This is a genomic window from Pseudomonas sp. NPDC086112, assembly GCF_044746425.1.
Lineage (GTDB): Bacteria > Pseudomonadota > Gammaproteobacteria > Pseudomonadales > Pseudomonadaceae > Aquipseudomonas.
On record NZ_JBIVCD010000001.1, the window covers coordinates 51,459 to 70,171 of the forward strand.

The window sequence follows — 18,713 nt, forward strand, 5'->3', positions numbered from 1 at the left end:
GATATCGAGTCGCTGCCATTCGCGAGCAAGCCCGCTCCCACATTAAAACTGTGCCGATCACAAAATTTGTGATCAACCCGATCAACTGTGGGAGCGGGCTTGCTCGCGAAGAGGCCGGACCAGGCAACACACTATTCAACTCAGCCACCGATCAAGCGCCCGAACCGATTCCAGCTCTTCCAGCCGCCACAACTGCTCAATCAATCCTTGCACCCGCTGTCGCGGCATAACCCGGCCCGCCAGACTGAAGAACTTCTCCTCCAGCGCCTCATCACTCAGCGGATTGCCCGGCGCACCCAGCGGCACCTCAACGCACAGGCTCGCTTGCCGACCGTCCACGGTCTGCAGGCTGACCACAGGCTCGCCATCCTCGGACAGTAGCGGGTCGACTTCAAGGTGAATACGCGACATCCAGTGAGCAATTCGCGGATGGTGGCGCTGTTCGTCGTCGTAGGCTTCCAACCGGCAATGCCCATGGGCCAGCCGGGCGGCGAGGGCATAGCGCAGGCTCATTTGCGCCGCCGGCAGGGTATTGATGTCCTGACCGCCACACATGTCCTGAAGAAATCCGCACAACGACACCTGAACGCTCTCGACCTGATCCGCGCTGACCTGCAATTGATCCAGCAACAGGCTCAATGCATCGATCGCCGAATGCGTCCCCCGGCATGCCGCATAGGGTTTGATCGAGCAGCGGGCGAGTTTCCATACCTGTCCCAGTTCGGCGTCCAACGCCTCAGGCACGGCGGTATCCGCCGCGAGGGTCTTGAGAAAACCGCCCCAGACATCATCGAACAGTTTTGTCGGCCCGGTGATGCCTTGTTGCGCAAATCGCGCCGCCAACAATCCACCTTCGGCGGCCCTTCCGCTGTGGAGTTTTTTGCTTTGCGAGCCGTCATGAATGAACGCCCAAAGACCGCCGCTGAAGCTGCCGGCAATGCCCAGCGCCGCCAGGGTTTGCTGTGCATCCAGCCCCAGAATCCGTGCACTGGCCGCCGCCGCACCAAAGACCCCGCACGTCGCGGTGGAGTGCCAACCGGCGCCGTTGTGGGCCGAATAACTGCCGCAGGCTTCGAGTACCCGGCGGCCGATTTCGTAGCCGATCACCACGGCGGTGATCAACTCGCGGCCGTTTACTGACGCTTCAGAAACCGATAGCTCCGACATCGAGAGCGCAGCCATCACCGCCGGCAGCACCACCGCGCCGGAGTGATCGCAGCCGCCGGTGTCGTCCAGCTCCAGGGCATGTGCGGCGATGCCGTTGAGCATGGCGGCCTGCGCTGCGCCGACGCGCTGACCGGTGCCCCAGACCAACGTGCTGCCGGTCTCACCCTCGAAAACCTGACGCGCCTGCTTCGCCACATCACTGCCAGCCCCGGCCAGGGTCACGCCGAAGGTGTCGAGGATGTGTCGCCCGGCTTGCGCAACCAACGCGGGAGGTAAATCTTCGAAGCGAGTATCGACGCAGAACTGTGCCAACCGCTCCATCCGCACGACTCCATCGTAGGCGCTACCGAAGGCTGAGATCTGTTGATCTTTCATACGCCGTAATCCCGGTAATGACGTTCGTACACGGCTGCCGGATGATCCTCGGCCACGGGCGCTGCCGATTCAGCCCACCATTGAGCGACCTCGGCACCGGTGGCGATCCACACGTCGTCATGTTGTTGGATGCTTTGCAGCAATTGGCGCAACACGCCGATCCGCCCGGGCGTGGCGATGATCTCCGGGTGCAACCGCAGCACGTAACACAGCCCGAAGCGGTGAAACCCGGCGAAGTCCATTTGCAGGTTGCCCAGCGTGTGGCTGTAAGAGGCGATCCGCGATTGCGCCGGCGGCACCGCCGGGCTGAGGTTGAAGGCGAAGTAGGGTTCATCTTCCAGTTCGTAGTGCAATGGCAACTCGATCACTTCGGGCGCCGTCGGATGAGCGAAGGGCAAATCATCGCCGCGCCATGACGAGTCCCAGCGGATGCCATGCTCCCTTAACGCCTCGATGAAACCCGGCGCACCGTTGCCGGCCGGGATACGAAAGCCTGTCGGACGCTGACCGGTCAACGCGCTCAATGCCGCGCAACCCTTGGCGACCTCGGTGCTTTGCTCGGCCAGCGTCAGCTTGTCGTAGTTCTGATGGCGATACCCGGCGCAGGCAATCTCATGCCCGCCGGCCTGGATCGCTCGGATGTGCTGCGGGTTTTCCTCGGCGACGATGCCGGGAATGAACCAACTGCTGGAAACGCCCAGTTCTTCGAAAAGCCCGAGCAAACGCTCGACACCGCGTTGGGTGCCGTAGCGCCACACCGACAAAGTCTTATCGCGCCCGGCGACTTCCGGCGCCTGGGTGAGGATGCCGTGGATGTCGTTGTAATCGACGGTCAGCACCACGGCGCAGCGGTAGCCGTTGGGCCAGACAATGGAATCAACCATGGTGATGCTCCTTCAGCCACCAGTGGGCGACGTCGCGGCAGGTGGCGAACCAGACGTCGTCGCGTTGGCGCATGTGTTCGAAGAGTTTTTCCAAGAGCAGGATGCGCCCCGGTTTGCCGGTGATCTTGGGATGGAACAGGGTGGTCAGGCACAACCCTTCAGCCATGGCACCGTCGAATTCGCGGCACCAGTTGTCGAGGGTCAGCGCGTAGCTGGCGGTGCGGTCCAGCCCCGACGGAAAGTCCGGCGCGCGGGTGTAGGCGAGGGAGGCGTAGTCGTCCATTTCCCAGCGACCGGGGATTTCCACCAGCGGTGTATCGAAGCCCGGCACGTTGACCAGATACGGCCGATCATCGCCGCGCATGCTGCTGGAGTAGGTCACGCCAGCTTCCACCAGCATCGCCGGCGTTTCGGCCCGCCAGTCGCCGGATGGTGTGCGGAAACCTTCGGCGCGGATGTTCAGATGCTTCCAGAACACCTCGCGGGATTTGTGCATCACGTCCTTTTGCTGGTCCAGCGTCAGGGCGTAAAAGGATTCATGTTTGTAACCGTGGTAAGCCACCTCATGCCCGCGCTCGACGATTGCCTGGCACTGTTTCGGCCAGTTCTCCACGACCCAGGCCGGGACGAAAAACGTGGTCGGGATCCGGAACTCATCCAGCAAATCGAGAATCCGCGGCAGCGCCCTATAGGGGCCATAACCACCGAAACCGAAATACTCGGGCTTGCGCCAGATCGAGCCGTTGAGCATCGCATCGCCGGTCGGGCCATCGAGGTCGAAGGCCAGGGCGAGGCAGGCTGTGTGCTGGTCCGGCCAGGTCGGTTGGGGTGAGGAGGACATGTGGTGCTCCAGCTATTTATAGGTAAAACACAATCCCCGTAGGAGCGAAGCTTGCTCGCGAAGAGGCCGGTACATTCAACATCTATGTCGCCTGACAGATCGCCTTCGCGAGCAAGCCCGCTCCCACACTGGTTTTGAGTCGATCACAATTCTGTGGTCAGCCAGCAAACCTGTAGGAGCGAAGCTTGCTCGCGAAGAGGCCAGTACATTCAACATCTATGTCGCCTGACAGACCACCTTCGCGGGCAAGCCTCGCTCCTACAGGTATTCGAGGTTGCCCGCAGAATCCGGATCGACATCTGATCCTGTAGGAGCGAAGCTTGCTCGCGAAGAGGCCAGTACATTCAACATCGATGTCGCCTGACAGACCGCCTTCGCGGGCAAGCCTCGCTCCTACAGGTATTCGAGGTTGCCCGCAGAATCCGGATCGACATCTGACCCTGTAGGAGCGAAGCTTGCTCGCGAAGGGGCCAGTACATTGAACATCTTTGTCACCTGACAGACCGCCTTCGCGGGCAAGCCTCGCTCCTACGGGGCAAGCATTACTTGCCGGCGTTAATGGTCACGGTCTTGATCGCGCCCAGTTCCAGGTCCCATTTTTTCAGGATGGCCTGGTAGCTGCCGTCATCGACCATGCTCTGCATCGCCACTTTCACCGCTTCACTCAGCTCAGGCTTTTTCTTGCTCACACCCAGCCCGGTGAACTGCTTGGAAATTGGCAGGCCCACGGTTTTGTACATGTCCTTTTCCTGGGTCTTGAGGTACGGCAGGGTTTCGCTGCCTTGCATGGCCGCGTCGATACGGCTTTGACGCAGTTGCGCGCGGGCATCGGCCGAGCCTTCGGTGCCGATCACGTTGATCGCAGGTTTGCCGGCGGCTTCGCAATTGGCCTTGCTCCACTCGGCGATTTCCGCCGGGAAGGTGGTGCGGCGGCTGGTGCCGACTTTCTTGCCGCACAGGTCGATGATCTCGTTGGTGTCCTTGTTTTTCTGCAAGGTGTAGAACTGCGGACCGCTGGTGAAGTAGTCGACGAAGGTTACGCTGGCCTGACGCTCAGCGGTGTCGGTCATGCCCGACATCACCATGTCGACGCGGTCGGTGGTCAGCGCGTTGATCATTTGTTCGAAGCCGGTTTCCTGCCATTTGATCTTCACGCCCAGCCGCTCGGCCAGGGCGTTGCCCAGATCAACGTCGAGCCCGGTGAGGGTGTTGGTGGCCGGGTCCTTGAAATCCATTGGCGGGTAGTTCGGCATGATTGCCACAACGACCTCGCCCTTGTCCTTGATGCTGGCCGGTAGCTCGGCAGCCCAGGTGAAGCTGGAAGCCATAACGCCTGCGAGTACTGCTGGGATAACTATGTTCTTCATGGTCGTTCTCTTATGAGTGTTGTTACGCAGCTCTTGGTTTCCGAGGCTGGCGCTTAGGTTCGAACGGCAGAAATGAAGCTTTGGGTGCGTGGGTTTTGCGGACTTATTAGTATTTCTTCGGGGCTTCCAGCCTCCACGATCTGTCCTTCGTCCATGAACACCATGCGGTTGGAAACCTCGCGAGCGAAGCCCAGTTCATGGGGGACGACGATCACCGTCATGCCGGTCTGCGCCAGATCGCGCATCACCGACAGCACCTCTCCGACCAGTTCCGGGTCGAGTGCCGAAGTGGGTTCATCGAACAGCATCAGCTTGGGGCGCATGGCCAATGCACGGGCAATGGCGACACGTTGTTGCTGACCGCCCGACAGTTCAATCGGGTAGCTGTTGCGCTTGTCGGCCAGGCCGACGCGAGCGAGCAATTCCAAGGCTTCTTCGTGCGCTTCTTTGGGCGAACGCTTGAGCACCTGGCACGGCCCTTCGATGATGTTTTGCAGCACAGTCATGTGCGGGAACAGGTTGAAGCGCTGGAACACCATGCCGGTCGCCAGGCGCTGGCGGGCGATCTGCGACTCGTTGAGTTCGTGCAGCTTGTTGCCGACGATGCGGTAACCCACCAGTTCGCCGTCGACCCACAGGCCGCCCTTGTCGATTTTTTCCAGCTGATTCACGCAGCGCAGCAGGGTGCTCTTGCCGGAGCCGGACGGGCCGATGATGCACAGCACTTCGCCTTGCTCGACCTCGATGTTGATGTCCTTGAGTGCGTGGAAATGGTCGTAGTACTTGTTCAGGCTCACGGCCTTGACGATGCTTCTCATGTTGAACTCCTCAAGAACGCTTGCCGGCGCCGCGAGCGAAACGACGCTCCAGTCGGCTTTGACCAAAGGACAGAACAGTGACGGTGGCCAGGTACCAGATACCGGCGACGATCAGCAGCTCCATCACGCGGGCGTTGGCGTAGTAGATGTTAAGTGCGGTGTAGAGCAGGTCCGAGTACTGGATGACACTCGCCAGGGAGGTCATTTTCACCATGCCGATGAACACGTTACCCACCGGCGGAATGATGATCCGCATGGCCTGGGGCAGGATGATCCGGCGCAGGGCTTGCAGGCGTGGCATACCGATCGACTTGGCGGCTTCGTACTGCCCGGTGTCCACCGAGAGCAGGCCGGCGCGCACCACTTCGGCGGTGTAGGCGCCCTGGTTGATGCTCAAACCGAGGAGGGCGGCCACGAACGGTGTCATCAGGCTCACGGTGTCCATTTCGAACAGGCCGGGGATGCCGATGGTGGGGAAAATCAGCGCCAGGTTGAACCACAGCAGCAGCTGCAAAATCAGCGGCGTGCCGCGAAACAGCCAGGTGTAGGTCAGCGCCACATAGCGCAGGATCGGGTTGGCCGACATGCGCATGATGGCGGTGATCACCCCGAACACGATGCCCAGCGCCATCGCCAGCACCGCCATGACGATGGTGTTGAGCAGGCCCCACATAATGGCCTGTGAGGTAAGGAACTGGCCGATGTACGACCATTCGATCTTGCCTTCGGCGAAGGCCCGTACCAGACCGATAATTGCAATCACGATCACCGTGGCGAAGAAAATCCGCCCGTAGTAACGCCGTGGCACATGCTGGTACTGGGTGATATCGAACTGGTTTTCCGCCAGTTTGCGCTCCGCCTGGAGTCGTTCTGCCTGAGTCTGGCTCATGTTGTTTCTCCGTACGCTTGGTAATTCAGGCCAACCACAATCCCCTGTGGGAGCGGGCTTGCTCGCGAATGCGGTGTGTCATTCAACATAAATGGCGACTGACACGGCCCCTTCGCGAGCAAGCCCGCTCCCACAGGTTTTGTGTCCTGCTTCAGAGCCGGAAACCCTGATAGTTCTCGGTCCATTGCTGCTGGGCGGCGAGGGCGGTTTTCAAACGGCCGATCTGCTCGCGCACCTGTTGCGGCGCGGTGCCGCCCCAGCCGCTGCGGGCGGCGATGGCGGCTTCCAGCGTCAGGCTGTCGCGCACTTCAGGTTTGAGGCGCGAATCGATCTCGGCCAGCAGCGCCGGGGATGCTTCCCACAATTCGATCTCATGTTTCTCACAGGCCTGGACCAATGCACCGGTGATTTCGTGAGCTTCCTTGAACGGCACGCCGCGCACTGCCAGCCAGTCGGCCACTTCGGTAGCGAGGGTGAAACCCAGCGGGGCCTGACGACGCAGTTCTTCGACGTTGACCTTCATCGTCGCGACCATTCCGGCCATGGCCGGCAGCACCAGCAGCAGGGTGTCGACGCTGTCGAGCACGCCGTTCTTGTCCTCACTCAAGTCGCGGTTGTACGACAGCGGCAGGGATTTGAGGGTCGACAGCAAACCGGTCAGGTTACCGATCAGGCGGCCAGCCTTGCCCCGGGCCAGTTCGGCGATGTCCGGGTTTTTCTTCTGCGGCATGATCGAACTGCCGGTGGCGTAGGCATCGTCCAGCGCGACCCAGCGAAATTGCCGCGACGACCACAGGCAGAACTCTTCGGCGAGGCGGGAAATGTTGATCCCCAGCATGCTAGCGATAAACAGGAACTCGGCAACGTGATCGCGGCTGGCAACGGCGTCGATGGAGTTTTCGCACACGCCGCTGTAGCCCATTTCCTTGGCCGACTGCTGCGGCAGGCGAGCAATGGCGGAACCGGCCATGGCCGCCGCGCCGAGTGGCGACAGCGAGGTGCGCACATCCCAATCCACCAGGCGCTGCACGTCACGCAGCATCGATTGGGCATGAGCCAGCAAGTGATGAGCGAAGACGATTGGCTGGGCCTGTTGCAAGTGGGTGAACCCAGGGCAGATGCTCTCGATGTGTTGCTCGGCCTGATCCACCAGCGCTTGTTGCAAGGCCAGCACTTCGACGGCCAGGGTGCGTACGTGATCACGCAGGAACAGGCGCAGGTCATTGGCGGTCTGGTCGTTGCGCGAGCGGCCAGCGCGCAGTTTGCCGCCCAGCGCGCCGAGGCGTTCGGTCAGCAGGCGCTCAATGAAGGTGTGGACGTCTTCATCGTCCAGCGTCGGCGCGATGCTGCCGGCACGGAAGTCATCACCGATACGCTCCAGGGCGTCGAGCATGGTCTGGGTTTCCTGCTCGCTCAGAAGCCCTGCGCGCTGCAATTCCCGGGCATGCGCCTTGGAGCCGGCGAGGTCGTACGGGGTGAGGCGAAAGTAGCGCTCGGGGCAACGGGACAGGGCCGCCAGGGCTTCGGACGGGCCGCTCTTGAAGCGGGCACCCCAGAGACGGTCGGTGGTTTGAGACATTGTTGTTTTTCCTCGTCGTTGCTCGGAAGTTAAAAATTAATCTGGTGTGAGGCCGAAGAGCTTCGCGGGCAAGCCTCGCTCCTACAGATCATCAGTGTGCAGAGCCTGGAACACCCGCCGAAAATCATTCGGGTGTGGTTCGGCTCAATCAAATTCAAGGGCAGGGGAAAAGCGCAGTTGCTAAATGGCGAGAGCTGATCGAAGTGTCAGCTTTTAATAGTTCGAAATCAGTGAGTTGGCACTGATCGACGGGATTTATTAACGGTTGCCAAGCCTTGTTTTCTGTGTTCATTATTATTAGCCAGCACTGTTTTTGTTGTTGGGCACAGATTGTTGAATAGGGCGCCAGAGGTAAATAAGCATTATGGAAACCCCACTTTCCAATTCCGGAAACCCGCCGCCAAAAACGCTACATCGGGCACCGCTGGCCCTCAGCGGTCTGGACTTCAAACTGCTCAAAGTATTCAAGGCTGTGGTCGAGGCGGGTGGCTTCAGTGCGGCGCAGAATGAGCTGAATGTGGGCCTGGCGGCCATCAGCAAACAGATATCCGACCTCGAGATTCGCATCGGCATGCGCCTGTGCACCCGAGGGCGGGAAGGGTTTCACCTGACCGAAGAAGGGCGCCTGGTGTACCAGGCATCAATCGATTTGTTTGCCTCCGTCGACAACTTTCGAGACCGGCTTAGTTCGGCGCAGAATGAACTTATTGGCGATCTTGGGGTGGGTGTTATTGATAATACGATCACCGACGATAATTCACCGTTAGTTGCGGCGCTTAGAAAAATAAATGAAGAGTCGCCAAAAGTAAGGTTTCAACTTCAAGCGTCTCAGTTAGATGAGGTAGAAAGAGGCGTCGTCGAGGGGCGGTTAGTGGCCGGGATCGTGCCGGTTTATCAGAAAAGAGAGGAGTTCGATTACTTCCCGCTTTATGAAGAACGCTCGTACGTGTATTGCGCCGTCGGCCATCCGCTGTTCTCAGTGCTGGAGGCGGAGATGGGCAGCAATGTGCTGCAGGATTACGAGTGCATCAACCACCGTTACGCGATCCATCGAGACAAACTGAATTTTGCCCGCTACGACAGCTTTTCTGCGTCGGCAACTCAAGTGGAAGCCGTGGCGCTGCTGGTCAAGACCGGCCGTTTCGTGGGTTTTCTGCCCGAGCATTACGCGGCAACCCTGGTGGCTCAGGGACAGTTTCGGGCGGTGCGGCCGGACCTGATCAACATCGTCACGCCGTTCAATTTGATCCTGCGTCACAACACTGTGCGCAGTCCGCTGGTAAAGGCGTTTGCCCAAGCGTTGGGGGTGGATTTGAAGGCGTCGGTTTGACGCTAACGCCGCGTCAAGCGCATCGCACAGCGTCGCTCCCCCGGAAAACCGTGGTTGCTTTCATTGTTCAACACCGCCGTTAAACGCGGGCCGATTTCAGCCAGGCTCAAAGTTTCAAAACCGAGTTGCCGATAAAACGATTCATTCCAGGGCAAGTCGCGAAACGTAGTCAAAGTCAGACCGTGGAGTTCTCGTCTACCAGTGCCGTTAACAGCAACTTGCGGCCAGCGCCCAGGACAAGACTGCGTACACCGAGTTCATGTAGGAGCTGCCGCAGACTGCGATCCTTTGATCTTGATCTTCAGCAATTTCAAAGCCGCCAAAAGATCGCAGCCTTCGGCAGCTCACAAAGGGGGGCTGGAAGATGGGCGCGTCACGCCACGACCGAGGCCGCTGGCCATTGCTGATGGGGAATCGGCAGGTTGCGTGATTCGCCACGGCCCATCGGGAAGTACAGGAAGCCACTGCGGGCCAGGCGTTCGGCGTCGTACAGGTTGCGCCCGTCGAAGATCACCGGAGCGTTAAGCCGTTGCTGGATCAGATCGAAGTCCGGCGCCTTGAATTGCTGCCATTCGGTGCAGATGATCAGTGCGTCGGCCCCGGTAAGAACCGATTCTGGTGTGCCCATGAGCATCAGCTTAGATTCGTCCGGGTAAAGATGTTGGGTTTCCTGCATGGCTTCCGGGTCGAACGCTCGTACATTGGCCCCGGCGGCCCACAGCGATTCGAGCAGCACCCGGCTCGGCGCATCGCGCATGTCGTCGGTGTTGGGCTTGAAGGCCAGGCCCCACACAGCGAAGGTCTTGTCGCGCAAATCGCCCTTGTAGAAGGCGTTGATGCGTTCGAACAGTTTGTGTTTCTGCCGCTCGTTGATGGCTTCCACCGCTTGCAGCAGGTCGCTGTTGCAATGGGCTTCTTCGGCACTGTGAATCAGCGCGCGCATGTCCTTGGGGAAACACGAGCCACCGTAACCGCAGCCGGGATAGATGAAGTGATAACCGATGCGTGAATCGGCGCCGATGCCCAGCCGCACCGATTCGATGTCGGCGCCCAGGTGTTCGGCCAGCTCGGCGATCTGGTTGATGAAACTGATCTTGGTTGCCAGCATGCAGTTGGCGGCGTATTTGGTCAGCTCGGCGCTGCGCAGGTCCATGAACATGATGCGGTCATGGTTGCGATTGAACGGGGCGTAGAGATCGCGCATCACATCGCGCACGTCGTCGCGCTCACAGCCGATGATGATGCGGTCCGGGCGCCGGCAATCAGCCACGGCCGAACCTTCCTTGAGAAATTCGGGGTTGGAGACGATATCGAACTGCAGCAGTCGACCGACCTTGAGCAGGCACTTTTCGATATGCGCGCGCAGCGTATCGCCCGTGCCCACCGGCACCGTGGATTTCTCCACCAGAATCACCGGTTGTTCACGGTGACGCGCCACTGCTTCACCCACCGACAGCACGTAGCGCAGGTCCGCCGAACCATCCTCCCGGGACGGCGTGCCGACGGCGATGAACAGCACCTGGCCATGCTGCACCGCGAGTTTTTCGTCGGTGGTGAACTGCAGTCGTTTGGCTTCCAGGCTCTCACGCACCAGGCTGGCCAGCCCCGGTTCGAAGATGCTGACGTGGCCTTGTTGTAGCAACGCGACTTTCTTCTCGTCAATGTCCATGCACACCACGTCGTGGCCGACTTCAGCCAGGACGGCAGCTTGCACCAGGCCAACATAACCGCTACCAAATACACTGATTTTCATAGAGCTCTCCTGATAGTGGGCACGTGAGCAGGTCGAGAGTTGATGGTGATGACACCGAGAATGACCAGCGCCACCCCGAGGGTTTTCGAAAGACTGAAGGTTTCGTTGAACAACGGCAGGCTGGCGGCCAGCACATACACCAGCGCGTAGCTGATGCTCAGCAGCGAATAAGCCCTACCCAGGGGCAAGTCCCGCAGGGCGGCGAGCCAGGTAAGCATCGACACGGCATAGGCGAGAATGGCGGCCAGCACGACGACTACGGCGGACACATCGACGCTGCCATTGCTCAAGGCGGATATCAATTGTTCGGGATGGGGCAGGCGGGTCATGCTCCAGCGCATACCCAACTGCGCGGCGCTGCCCAGCAGCACGCTGCCCAAGGCGAAGGCGAGTCCGCGACGCAGGCTCATGCGTGTTGCCCCAGCAGCGCCACGCCAGCGATTACCAGCGCCACGCCCAGCCAGTGACGGCGGTCGATGGTTTCATGAAAGACGAAGCGGGCGACCAGGGTGATCAACACAAAATTCAGGCTGAGCATGGGATAGGCGACGCCGACTTCGAGGCGCTGCAACACCAGCAGCCAGACCAGCAAGCCCAAGCCCAGAGAGGCGAGCGCCAGCCACAGCCACGGCGAGCGCAGTTTCTCGCCCCAGCCCGACGTCTTGCCGCGCCAACTTTCCACGGCGTATTTCTGGGCGATTTGGCCCAGGCAGGTCAGCAGGCAGGCAGCCAATACGAGCAGCAGGCTCATGGCGCCCCCTGAGGAAAGATCAGAATCACCAGGTTGCCTTGTTCATAACGTTTGCCATCCTTGGGCAGTCGTTCGATTTCTTGCAGCTCGCCATCGCCCTTGACCCGCATCACCACGCCGACCGAACCACTCTGGCGGGCTTCGCGCATCCACTGTTGCACCTTGTCCAGGTCGACTCGCTGCTTCACTGAATCAGGATAGGCGAGGCCATATTTCAATTCGCCTATCGTGTTGTATAACGCCACGTCGGGGCGTTTCAGGCGCCAGGCCAGGGCTGCAGCGGCGCCCAGGTCATTGCTCAGTAACTTGCCGGTCTGCGCCAGTTCCTCGGCGTGCTCGAGGATGAACTGGTCAGGCATCTTGTTCGCCACCACCGAGTCGGGCAGTCCGGCCGGCAGCACACCGATCAGCAGCAAACTGCCAAAGGCCGGTGCCGCCCAGCATTGCAACGGGCGGAACGCTTGCAGCAGGTTGGCCATGATCCAGCCGGTCAAGCCGATGAACACCAGAACGAGGTTGTGCAGTTCATGGTTGTACAGCGGTTTTTTTAGTTGCAGATAGATCAGCGCAATCAGGATGATCAGGCCCAGCGTCAGGTTCAGCAGGCCATTGATCCCCAGTACCCGACCCTTTTCCAGCTTCAGACGGTCTGCCAGTGCATGGCCCAGCAACAGCGCCAGGGGCAGCAGGCAGGGCAAGATGTAGGTCGGCAATTTGCCGTTGCTCAGGCTGAAAAACGTCAACGGCATCAGCAGCCACAGCAACAGGAAAGCAATGCCCGCCTGATGCCGGGTCTGCCACGCCTGTTTCAGTGCCGACGGCAGCAACGCCGCCCACGGCAGACTGAACGCCACCAGCAGCGGCAAATAGAACCACCACGGTGCGTCATGCTGGGCGTCATCCCCGGCGAAACGGCGAATGTGTTCGTGCCAGAAGAAGAACCGCCAGTAATCGGGTTCCTGCGCGTGCACCGCCAAGGCCCACGGCAGGCTCACCGCGATGGCCACGGCAATCGCCACCGGGCCGTAAGTCAGCAGCTCCCGCCAGCGTTTTTGCCAGAGCATCCAGGGCAGGGCGATCAGCACCGGCAGCAGCCAGGCGAGAAACCCCTTGGTCATGAAGCCCATGCCGCAGGCCAGCCCCAGAACCGCCCAACCGAGCAGACGCCGGCCACGGCTGACGCTGTCCAGCGCAAACCACAAAGCCACCAGACTCAGATTGACCCAGAAGGTGAATTGCGGATCGAGGTTGGCGTAGCCGGCTTGCCCGGCGACGATGGTAAAACTCATGTACAGCAGCGCGCAGGCGAAGCTTTTGCGCGGTTCGTTCCACAGCCGGCGGGCGATCAGATAACACAGCAACACGCTCAGCCCGGTGCTCAACACTGAGGCGATACGCACACCAAACAGGTTGTCGCCAAACAGCGCTTGGCCAATGGCGATCATCCAATAACCGGCCACTGGCTTTTCGAAGTAACGCAGGCTCATGAAGTGCGGCGACACCCAGTTACCGCTCAGGAGCATGTCCTGGCTGATCTGGGCGTAACGGGTTTCGTCGGGAATCCATAAACCGTGGGTGCCCAACGGCAGCAAGTACGCCAGCGCCAGAACGACCAGCAAAAACGGCAGTGCCCAGCGTTTGCTCATACGCCTTGTACCCCGAGCCAGCCTTCACGGCCCTCGAGGGTTCCGCGCGCGACATGACCCATGGGCAAAGTGGCGGGTGCCTCGGGCAGCAGGTCGCCCAGGGGTTGGAAATGAATGTCCTGCCGGCGCGCATCGGCCAGCAGTTGACGGAAATCGTTGGCCATTAGAATCCCTTCTACTTCGGCATGGATCGTGTAGACGTTGAGTGCTTGCGGGGTGAACCGCTCAAGAATGAACGCGTTGAAGTCCTTGGCGGCGACGTTCGGGCCGACCACCTCATCGAAGGTCGGCAGGTCCACCGGAATCTGCGGTGTCCCCGGACTGCCATCGGCCAGCGTCGGCCGGAAGAGGCGCTGGCCCCGACAATCGCTGTTGTAGCGAAAGCCGAAACCCTGCTTGGCCTCGATCACACGCTCGTCCGCCCGCCAACCGGCAGACGCCGAGCACTCGACCTTTTGCCCGAGAATATCGCTGAGGCTGTCGACGCCACGGCGAATCTGCTCGATCAACTGCGCCTCGCTCCAGCGCCCGGCATTGGCCTGCCAGCCGTGGTGATCCCAGGCGTGCAGGCCGACTTCATGCCCGGCCGCCAGGGTCTGACGCATCAGGTGCCCGAGGTCGCGGCCGATCGGTTTGCCCGGCCACGCGGTGCCGGCCAGCAAAATGTCCCAGCCATACAGGCCGGCGGCGTTTGAACGCAGCATCTTCCAGAGGAACTGCGGACGGATCAGGCGCCACAGATGGCGGCCCATGTTGTCCGGCCCGACACTGAAGAAAAACGTCGCCTTGACCTGAGCCTCATCGAGCATGTCCAGCAGATGCGGCACCCCCTCACGGGTGCCTCGGTAAGTGTCGACATCGATTCGTAGGCCTGCCTGCATCAGCATGATTCTTCTGTAGATCGCTGCGCGACTTCGAGCATGGCTTCACGCAGGAAGAAGTCCAGCGTGTTGCCGATGGTTTCGCTCATCTCGACTGTTGGTCTCCAGTCAAGCAGACGTTTGGCGTTGGCGATGCTCGGTTTGCGATGAGACACGTCCTGATAGCCAGTGCCATAGAAGGCTTTGCTTTCGATATCGCGGAATCCGGCGAATGGCGGGAAGTTGGCGCGCAGCGGGTGCGCCTCGAACTGACGCAGCAGTTCTTCGCCCAACTGACGAATGCTGGCCTCGTTATCCGGGTTACCGATGTTGATGATCTGGCCGTTGCAGACGTCGTTCTCATTGTCGATGATCCGCGCCAGGGCTTCGACGCCATCGGCGATGTCGGTGAAGCAGCGTTTTTGCTCACCGCCATCGAACAGGCGAATCGGTGTGCCTTCCACCAGGTTCAGGATCAGTTGGGTGATGGCCCGGGAACTGCCAATGCGTGCCGAATCCAGACGGTCCAGGCGCGGGCCCATCCAGTTGAAAGGGCGGAACAGGGTGAAATTCAGGCCTTTCTGGCCGTAAGCCCAGATCACCCGGTCGAGCAACTGCTTGGAGATCGAATAGATCCAGCGTTGCTTGTTGATCGGGCCGACCACGAGGTTGGAGCTGTCTTCGTCGAAGTTGCCATCCTGGCACATGCCATAGACTTCGGAGGTCGACGGGAAGATCACGCGCTTGTTGTACTTGACGCAGTAGCGAACCAGTTTCAGGTTCTCTTCGAAGTCCAGTTCGAACACGCGCAGCGGATTGCGGGTGTATTCGATCGGCGTGGCAATCGCCACCAGTGGCAGAACCACGTCGCACTTCTTGATGTGGTACTCGATCCACTCCGAATGGATGCTGATGTCGCCTTCGACGAAGTGGAAGTTCGGATGGCTGCGCAGCCGCTCGATGGCGTCCGAGCCGATGTCCAGGCCGTACACTTCATAGCGGTCGTCACGCAGCAGACGTTCGGACAGGTGATTGCCGATGAAACCGTTGACGCCGAGGATCAGGACCCGGGTGCGACGCGGTACACGGCCCGATTCGGCGCCACGCAGCACAGAGCCATCGACCAGCCCCAGTTCGTTGGCCAGTTGCGGGCCGCTCAGGTACAGGCCGTTGTCGTTACGCTGGCCGGCGTTTATCACCAGCGAGTCTTCGCCGCAGGCGATACGCAATGGGTCGACGCTGATGACCCGGCCCGGTAGCAGTCCTTCATTGCCCTTGACCACGTCGGCGCTCCAGACAATCAGCTTGTGCTCACCCACCGCGCAGAACGCGCCCGGGTAAGGCTGGGTCACGGCGCGGACCAGATTGAACAGCTCTTCAGCCGGTTTGCTCCAGAGCAGTTTGCCGTCCGCCGGGGTGCGACGGCCAAACACCGTGGCTTGGGATTCGTCCTGAGGCGTTTCGCTGACTTTGCCCTGAAGCAGCGCGGGGAGGGTGTCGCGCAACAGATCGGTGGCCGCCAGGCGCAATTTACCGTGCAGGGTCAGCGCGGTGTCGGTGCGCTCAATCGCCACCCGTTGCTGGGCGATGATCGCGCCGGCGTCGGCACGTTTGACCATGCGGTGCAGGGTCACGCCGGTTTCCGTTTCACCATTGACCAGCACCCAGTTGGCCGGTGCCCGGCCACGGTAGCGCGGCAGCAACGAGCCATGCAGGTTGAACGCACCTTTACTGGCCGTGGCCAGCAGTGGCTCACTCAACAGATTGCGGTAGTAGAACGAGAACAGGTAATCGGGGTTGAGCTTGCTGATGCGCTCGATCCACAGCGGATGGTTGGCGTCTTCCGGGGCGTGCACCGGGATGCCTTTGCGCGCGCACAGCTGCGCAACCGAGCCATAGAACGCGTTTTCCTTCGGATCGTCGGGATGGGTGAACACGGCGGCAATCTCGTAACCTGAATTGAGCAGGGTTTCGATGCCGGCACAGCCAATATCGTGATAAGCGAAGACAACAGCTTTTGCGCTCATGAGAGAACCTGATCTGAAGAAGTGGAAGTGAGACCATCAACGGTGACAACGGGAGCAGGGGCAGAGGGGGTGCTGCGCAGAACCTTTTCGATAAAGAACCGTGGACGCGCCCGGACGTCGCTGTACATGCGCCCCAGGTACTCGCCCAACAGGCCCATGCCAATGAATTGCCCACCGGTGAAAACGAACAGCACGGCGAACAGGACGAACGTACCGTCGCCGGCCCAACTGGCACCGAAAGCCAGGCGCAGTACAATCAACGCGATGGCGAACAGCACGCCGAGGCCGGCCATGCCGAAGCCGACGATGCTCAGTAATCGCAGCGGTGTGGTTGTCATGCAGGTGATCAGGTCGAACATCAGGTTGATCAGGCGCATCGGGCTGTATTTGGATTCGCCGTGTTCGCGCTCGGCGTGGGTTACCAGGATTTCCGTGGTGTGGCGGGCGAAGCTGTTGGCCAGGATCGGGATGAAGGTGCTGCGTTCGCGGCAGGCGAGCATGGCGTCGACGATGGTCCGGCGATAGGCGCGCAGCATGCAGCCGTAGTCGCTCATGGCGACGCCGGTGGAACGCTGCACGGCGAGGTTGATCAGCTTCGACGGCCAGCGGCGCAAGGCCGAGTCCTGACGGTTATTGCGCACCGTGGCAACCACGTCGTAGCCCAGTTCTGCCTGAGCCACCAGCCGCGGGATTTCTTCCGGCGGGTTTTGCAGGTCGGCGTCGAGGGTGATGACCACATCACCTTTGCACTGTTCGAAACCGGCCATGATCGCTGCGTGCTGGCCGTAGTTACGGTTGAGAATGACCGCCACCACCGGGCTGCACTCGCGATTGGCAGCGTCCTCGAGGATTTGCGCCGAGTTGTCGCGACTGCCGTCATCGACCAACACAATTTCGTAATCCTGGTGCAGTTGCTGGCACGCCGCTTCGGTGCGCCGGAGCAACTCGGGCAGGCTGTCTTGCTCGTTGTAGACCGGAATGACGATTGACACGCAACGGATTGGGTAAGGTCTCACAGGCTTGTATCCAGAATGGTTTCAATGGCGCCGACGACACGATCGACATCATCGGTGGTCATGTCGGGGAACAACGGAATCGAACACAGCCGCGCCGAATTCCATTCGGTGTTGGGCAGGTAGATGTTGGGGAAACGCTGGCGGTAATACGTGTGCAGGTGTGTGGCGATGAAGTGAATGCCGGTACCGATGTTCTGTTCTTGCAGGGCTTTCATGAACGCCTCACGGTCCAGCCCGCAACGTTCGGTGTCGATACGCAGAATGAACAGGTGCCAGGCGTGCTGCTGCGCATGCGCCGGAATGGCCAGTGGCTGCACTGGTAAGCCTTCCAGGCGTTGCAAATAGGTTTGGGCCAACTCCGTGCGCTTGGCGTTGATTGCGTCCAGACGCTCCAGTTGCACCAGAGCTATGGCCGCGTTGATGTCGGCCAGGTTGTACTTGAAGCCGGGTTCGATCACCTGGGCCTGGGGTTTGCGGCCGTGGGTAAGGCGGTCGTAGGCATCCACGCCAAGGCCATGAAACTTGAGCATGCGCACTCGAGTCGCCAGGGCTTCATCGTCACTGACGAACATCGCGCCCTCGGCGCAGGTCATGTTCTTGATCGCATGGAACGAGAAGATCGCCGTGCCTTGGGCGCCGACATGACGACCTTTATAGAAAGTGCCCGCCGCGTGGGCCGCGTCTTCGATGACGGCGATCCCGTGCTGGTCGGCCAGCGCGTAGAGCGGATCGAGGTCGAACGCCGCACCGGCGTAATGCACCGGAATGATCGCCTTGGTGCGCGGCGTGATTGCCGCGTCGATGTTCGCCAGGTCGCTCATCAACGTGTCGCGGTCAACGTCGACGAAAACCGGCGTCGCGCCGAGCAGGCAGATCATGTTGGCGGTCGATACCCAGGTCTGGGACGGTGTGATGACTTCGTCACCGGGACCAATTCCCAAGGCCAGTAACGTGATGTGCATCCCGCCGGTGGCCGAGGACAATGCGACGGCATGGCGACAGCCTACATAGTTGGCGAAGTGCTCTTCCAGTTGCTGGTTTTTCGGCCCGGTAGTGATCCAGCCGGAGCGCAGTACTTGCTCTACGGCAGCAATTTCTTCATCGCCGATACTGGGGCGGGAGAAGGGGAGAAACGCCTGATTCATGGGCACCTCGCAGCTGAAAAATGAATAGCCTTACAGGCGAAAACATCGGATCCAACATTAGCGTAGACGCAAAAACGAAAGCTGCATCAAGTAGTTGCCAGAACTCGTGACAAATCACATTGGTTGACTTTTCGTGTCGTGGCCGGCACGTTGGACGCTTACAAGGTGTTATTTCGGATCCATGGAGGTTAAGCGCGGTTTTGTGAAAGGAACATGAAAAACCGGTAGGCAAATCGTTTATCTGAAGCTGATACAGCCACTGTTC

At 60.3% G+C, this 18,713-nt stretch carries 16 protein-coding genes; 1 reads left to right on the forward strand and 15 read right to left on the reverse strand.

The genetic code is table 11. The annotated features are described in order from the left end of the window. Positions 1 to 135: 135 nt before the first annotated feature. The 7 genes from ACIPLA_RS00245 to argH all read right to left on the reverse strand — a co-directional run bounded on the left by ACIPLA_RS00245 (position 136) and on the right by argH (position 7,920). Positions 136 to 1,542, reverse strand: a complete 1,407-nt coding sequence (locus tag ACIPLA_RS00245) for an MmgE/PrpD family protein (RefSeq protein ID WP_218394814.1) — start codon at positions 1,540 to 1,542, stop codon at positions 136 to 138. Beyond that, positions 1,539 to 2,426: a polysaccharide deacetylase gene (locus tag ACIPLA_RS00250; RefSeq protein ID WP_401170455.1), complete on the reverse strand. Its 888-nt coding sequence runs from the start codon at positions 2,424 to 2,426 to the stop codon at positions 1,539 to 1,541. Before ACIPLA_RS00250 ends, ACIPLA_RS00245 begins: the two co-directional genes overlap by 4 nt. Beyond that, positions 2,419 to 3,267, reverse strand: a complete 849-nt coding sequence (locus tag ACIPLA_RS00255; RefSeq protein ID WP_218394816.1) for a polysaccharide deacetylase — start codon at positions 3,265 to 3,267, stop codon at positions 2,419 to 2,421. The genes ACIPLA_RS00250 and ACIPLA_RS00255 overlap by 8 nt, the downstream gene beginning before the upstream one ends. Before the next feature lie 542 nt (positions 3,268 to 3,809). After that, complete coding sequence (locus ACIPLA_RS00260) at positions 3,810 to 4,634, reverse strand: ABC transporter substrate-binding protein (protein ID WP_007900204.1); 825 nt, start codon at positions 4,632 to 4,634, stop codon at positions 3,810 to 3,812. A 53-nt stretch (positions 4,635 to 4,687) separates the two neighbouring features. Beyond that, on the reverse strand, positions 4,688 to 5,452 hold the full coding sequence (locus ACIPLA_RS00265) for an amino acid ABC transporter ATP-binding protein (RefSeq protein WP_401170459.1): 765 nt from the start codon (positions 5,450 to 5,452) through the stop codon (positions 4,688 to 4,690). Between the two features lie 10 nt (positions 5,453 to 5,462). Further along, complete coding sequence (locus ACIPLA_RS00270; protein WP_401170462.1) at positions 5,463 to 6,341, reverse strand: amino acid ABC transporter permease; 879 nt, start codon at positions 6,339 to 6,341, stop codon at positions 5,463 to 5,465. Positions 6,342 to 6,492: 151 nt separating this feature from the next. Continuing rightward, positions 6,493 to 7,920, reverse strand: a complete 1,428-nt coding sequence (argH, locus tag ACIPLA_RS00275; protein WP_063343604.1) for an argininosuccinate lyase — start codon at positions 7,918 to 7,920, stop codon at positions 6,493 to 6,495. Between the two features lie 364 nt (positions 7,921 to 8,284). Here argH and ACIPLA_RS00280 point away from each other — a divergent pair, with 364 nt between their 5' ends. Continuing rightward, entirely contained in the window at positions 8,285 to 9,250 is a 966-nt protein-coding gene (locus tag ACIPLA_RS00280) for a LysR family transcriptional regulator (protein ID WP_192342993.1), read from the forward strand. Positions 9,251 to 9,623: 373 nt separating this feature from the next. Here the strand turns inward: ACIPLA_RS00280 and ACIPLA_RS00285 are convergent, their stop codons facing one another. Genes ACIPLA_RS00285 through arnB form a run of 8 tightly spaced genes read right to left on the reverse strand, consistent with a single transcriptional unit; the run spans position 9,624 to position 18,448 of the window. Next, positions 9,624 to 11,003 carry a UDP-glucose dehydrogenase family protein gene (locus tag ACIPLA_RS00285; protein WP_401170465.1) on the reverse strand — a complete coding sequence of 460 codons (1,380 nt, stop codon included), beginning with the start codon at positions 11,001 to 11,003 and terminating at the stop codon, positions 9,624 to 9,626. Continuing rightward, the gene (gene arnF, locus ACIPLA_RS00290) at positions 11,000 to 11,413 is read right to left on the reverse strand and encodes a 4-amino-4-deoxy-L-arabinose-phosphoundecaprenol flippase subunit ArnF (protein ID WP_192342995.1); all 414 of its coding nucleotides are present in this window, start codon (positions 11,411 to 11,413) and stop codon (positions 11,000 to 11,002) included. Before arnF ends, ACIPLA_RS00285 begins: the two co-directional genes overlap by 4 nt. Further along, the gene (gene arnE / locus ACIPLA_RS00295) at positions 11,410 to 11,754 is read right to left on the reverse strand and encodes a 4-amino-4-deoxy-L-arabinose-phosphoundecaprenol flippase subunit ArnE (protein WP_008072369.1); all 345 of its coding nucleotides are present in this window, start codon (positions 11,752 to 11,754) and stop codon (positions 11,410 to 11,412) included. The genes arnF and arnE overlap by 4 nt, the downstream gene beginning before the upstream one ends. After that, the gene (gene arnT, locus ACIPLA_RS00300; protein WP_192342996.1) at positions 11,751 to 13,400 is read right to left on the reverse strand and encodes a lipid IV(A) 4-amino-4-deoxy-L-arabinosyltransferase; all 1,650 of its coding nucleotides are present in this window, start codon (positions 13,398 to 13,400) and stop codon (positions 11,751 to 11,753) included. Before arnT ends, arnE begins: the two co-directional genes overlap by 4 nt. Continuing rightward, positions 13,397 to 14,281, reverse strand: a complete 885-nt coding sequence (gene arnD, locus ACIPLA_RS00305; protein WP_192343201.1) for a 4-deoxy-4-formamido-L-arabinose-phosphoundecaprenol deformylase — start codon at positions 14,279 to 14,281, stop codon at positions 13,397 to 13,399. The genes arnT and arnD overlap by 4 nt, the downstream gene beginning before the upstream one ends. Then, positions 14,281 to 16,287: a bifunctional UDP-4-amino-4-deoxy-L-arabinose formyltransferase/UDP-glucuronic acid oxidase ArnA gene (gene arnA / locus ACIPLA_RS00310; RefSeq protein WP_401170470.1), complete on the reverse strand. Its 2,007-nt coding sequence runs from the start codon at positions 16,285 to 16,287 to the stop codon at positions 14,281 to 14,283. Before arnA ends, arnD begins: the two co-directional genes overlap by 1 nt. Next, complete coding sequence (gene arnC / locus ACIPLA_RS00315) at positions 16,284 to 17,303, reverse strand: undecaprenyl-phosphate 4-deoxy-4-formamido-L-arabinose transferase (protein ID WP_218394818.1); 1,020 nt, start codon at positions 17,301 to 17,303, stop codon at positions 16,284 to 16,286. Before arnC ends, arnA begins: the two co-directional genes overlap by 4 nt. Continuing rightward, positions 17,300 to 18,448 (reverse strand): UDP-4-amino-4-deoxy-L-arabinose aminotransferase, encoded by a 1,149-nt coding sequence (gene arnB, locus ACIPLA_RS00320; protein WP_218394819.1) that lies wholly within the window; start codon positions 18,446 to 18,448, stop codon positions 17,300 to 17,302. Before arnB ends, arnC begins: the two co-directional genes overlap by 4 nt. Positions 18,449 to 18,713: the final 265 nt, after the last annotated feature.

Bases quoted from the DNA above. Each gene is read 5' to 3' on its own strand.
- ACIPLA_RS00245 (WP_218394814.1), bottom strand. From the start codon at position 1,542: ATGAAAGATCAACAGATCTCAGCCTTCGGTAGCGCCTACGATGGAGTC.
- ACIPLA_RS00250 (WP_401170455.1), bottom strand. From the start codon at position 2,426: ATGGTTGATTCCATTGTCTGGCCCAACGGCTACCGCTGCGCCGTGGTG.
- ACIPLA_RS00255 (WP_218394816.1), bottom strand. From the start codon at position 3,267: ATGTCCTCCTCACCCCAACCGACCTGGCCGGACCAGCACACAGCCTGC.
- ACIPLA_RS00260 (WP_007900204.1), bottom strand. From the start codon at position 4,634: ATGAAGAACATAGTTATCCCAGCAGTACTCGCAGGCGTTATGGCTTCC.
- ACIPLA_RS00265 (WP_401170459.1), bottom strand. From the start codon at position 5,452: ATGAGAAGCATCGTCAAGGCCGTGAGCCTGAACAAGTACTACGACCAT.
- ACIPLA_RS00270 (WP_401170462.1), bottom strand. From the start codon at position 6,341: ATGAGCCAGACTCAGGCAGAACGACTCCAGGCGGAGCGCAAACTGGCG.
- argH (WP_063343604.1), bottom strand. From the start codon at position 7,920: ATGTCTCAAACCACCGACCGTCTCTGGGGTGCCCGCTTCAAGAGCGGC.
- ACIPLA_RS00280 (WP_192342993.1), top strand. From the start codon at position 8,285: ATGGAAACCCCACTTTCCAATTCCGGAAACCCGCCGCCAAAAACGCTA.
- ACIPLA_RS00285 (WP_401170465.1), bottom strand. From the start codon at position 11,003: ATGAAAATCAGTGTATTTGGTAGCGGTTATGTTGGCCTGGTGCAAGCT.
- arnF (WP_192342995.1), bottom strand. From the start codon at position 11,413: ATGAGCCTGCGTCGCGGACTCGCCTTCGCCTTGGGCAGCGTGCTGCTG.
- arnE (WP_008072369.1), bottom strand. From the start codon at position 11,754: ATGAGCCTGCTGCTCGTATTGGCTGCCTGCCTGCTGACCTGCCTGGGC.
- arnT (WP_192342996.1), bottom strand. From the start codon at position 13,400: ATGAGCAAACGCTGGGCACTGCCGTTTTTGCTGGTCGTTCTGGCGCTG.
- arnD (WP_192343201.1), bottom strand. From the start codon at position 14,281: ATGCAGGCAGGCCTACGAATCGATGTCGACACTTACCGAGGCACCCGT.
- arnA (WP_401170470.1), bottom strand. From the start codon at position 16,287: ATGAGCGCAAAAGCTGTTGTCTTCGCTTATCACGATATTGGCTGTGCC.
- arnB (WP_218394819.1), bottom strand. From the start codon at position 18,448: ATGAATCAGGCGTTTCTCCCCTTCTCCCGCCCCAGTATCGGCGATGAA.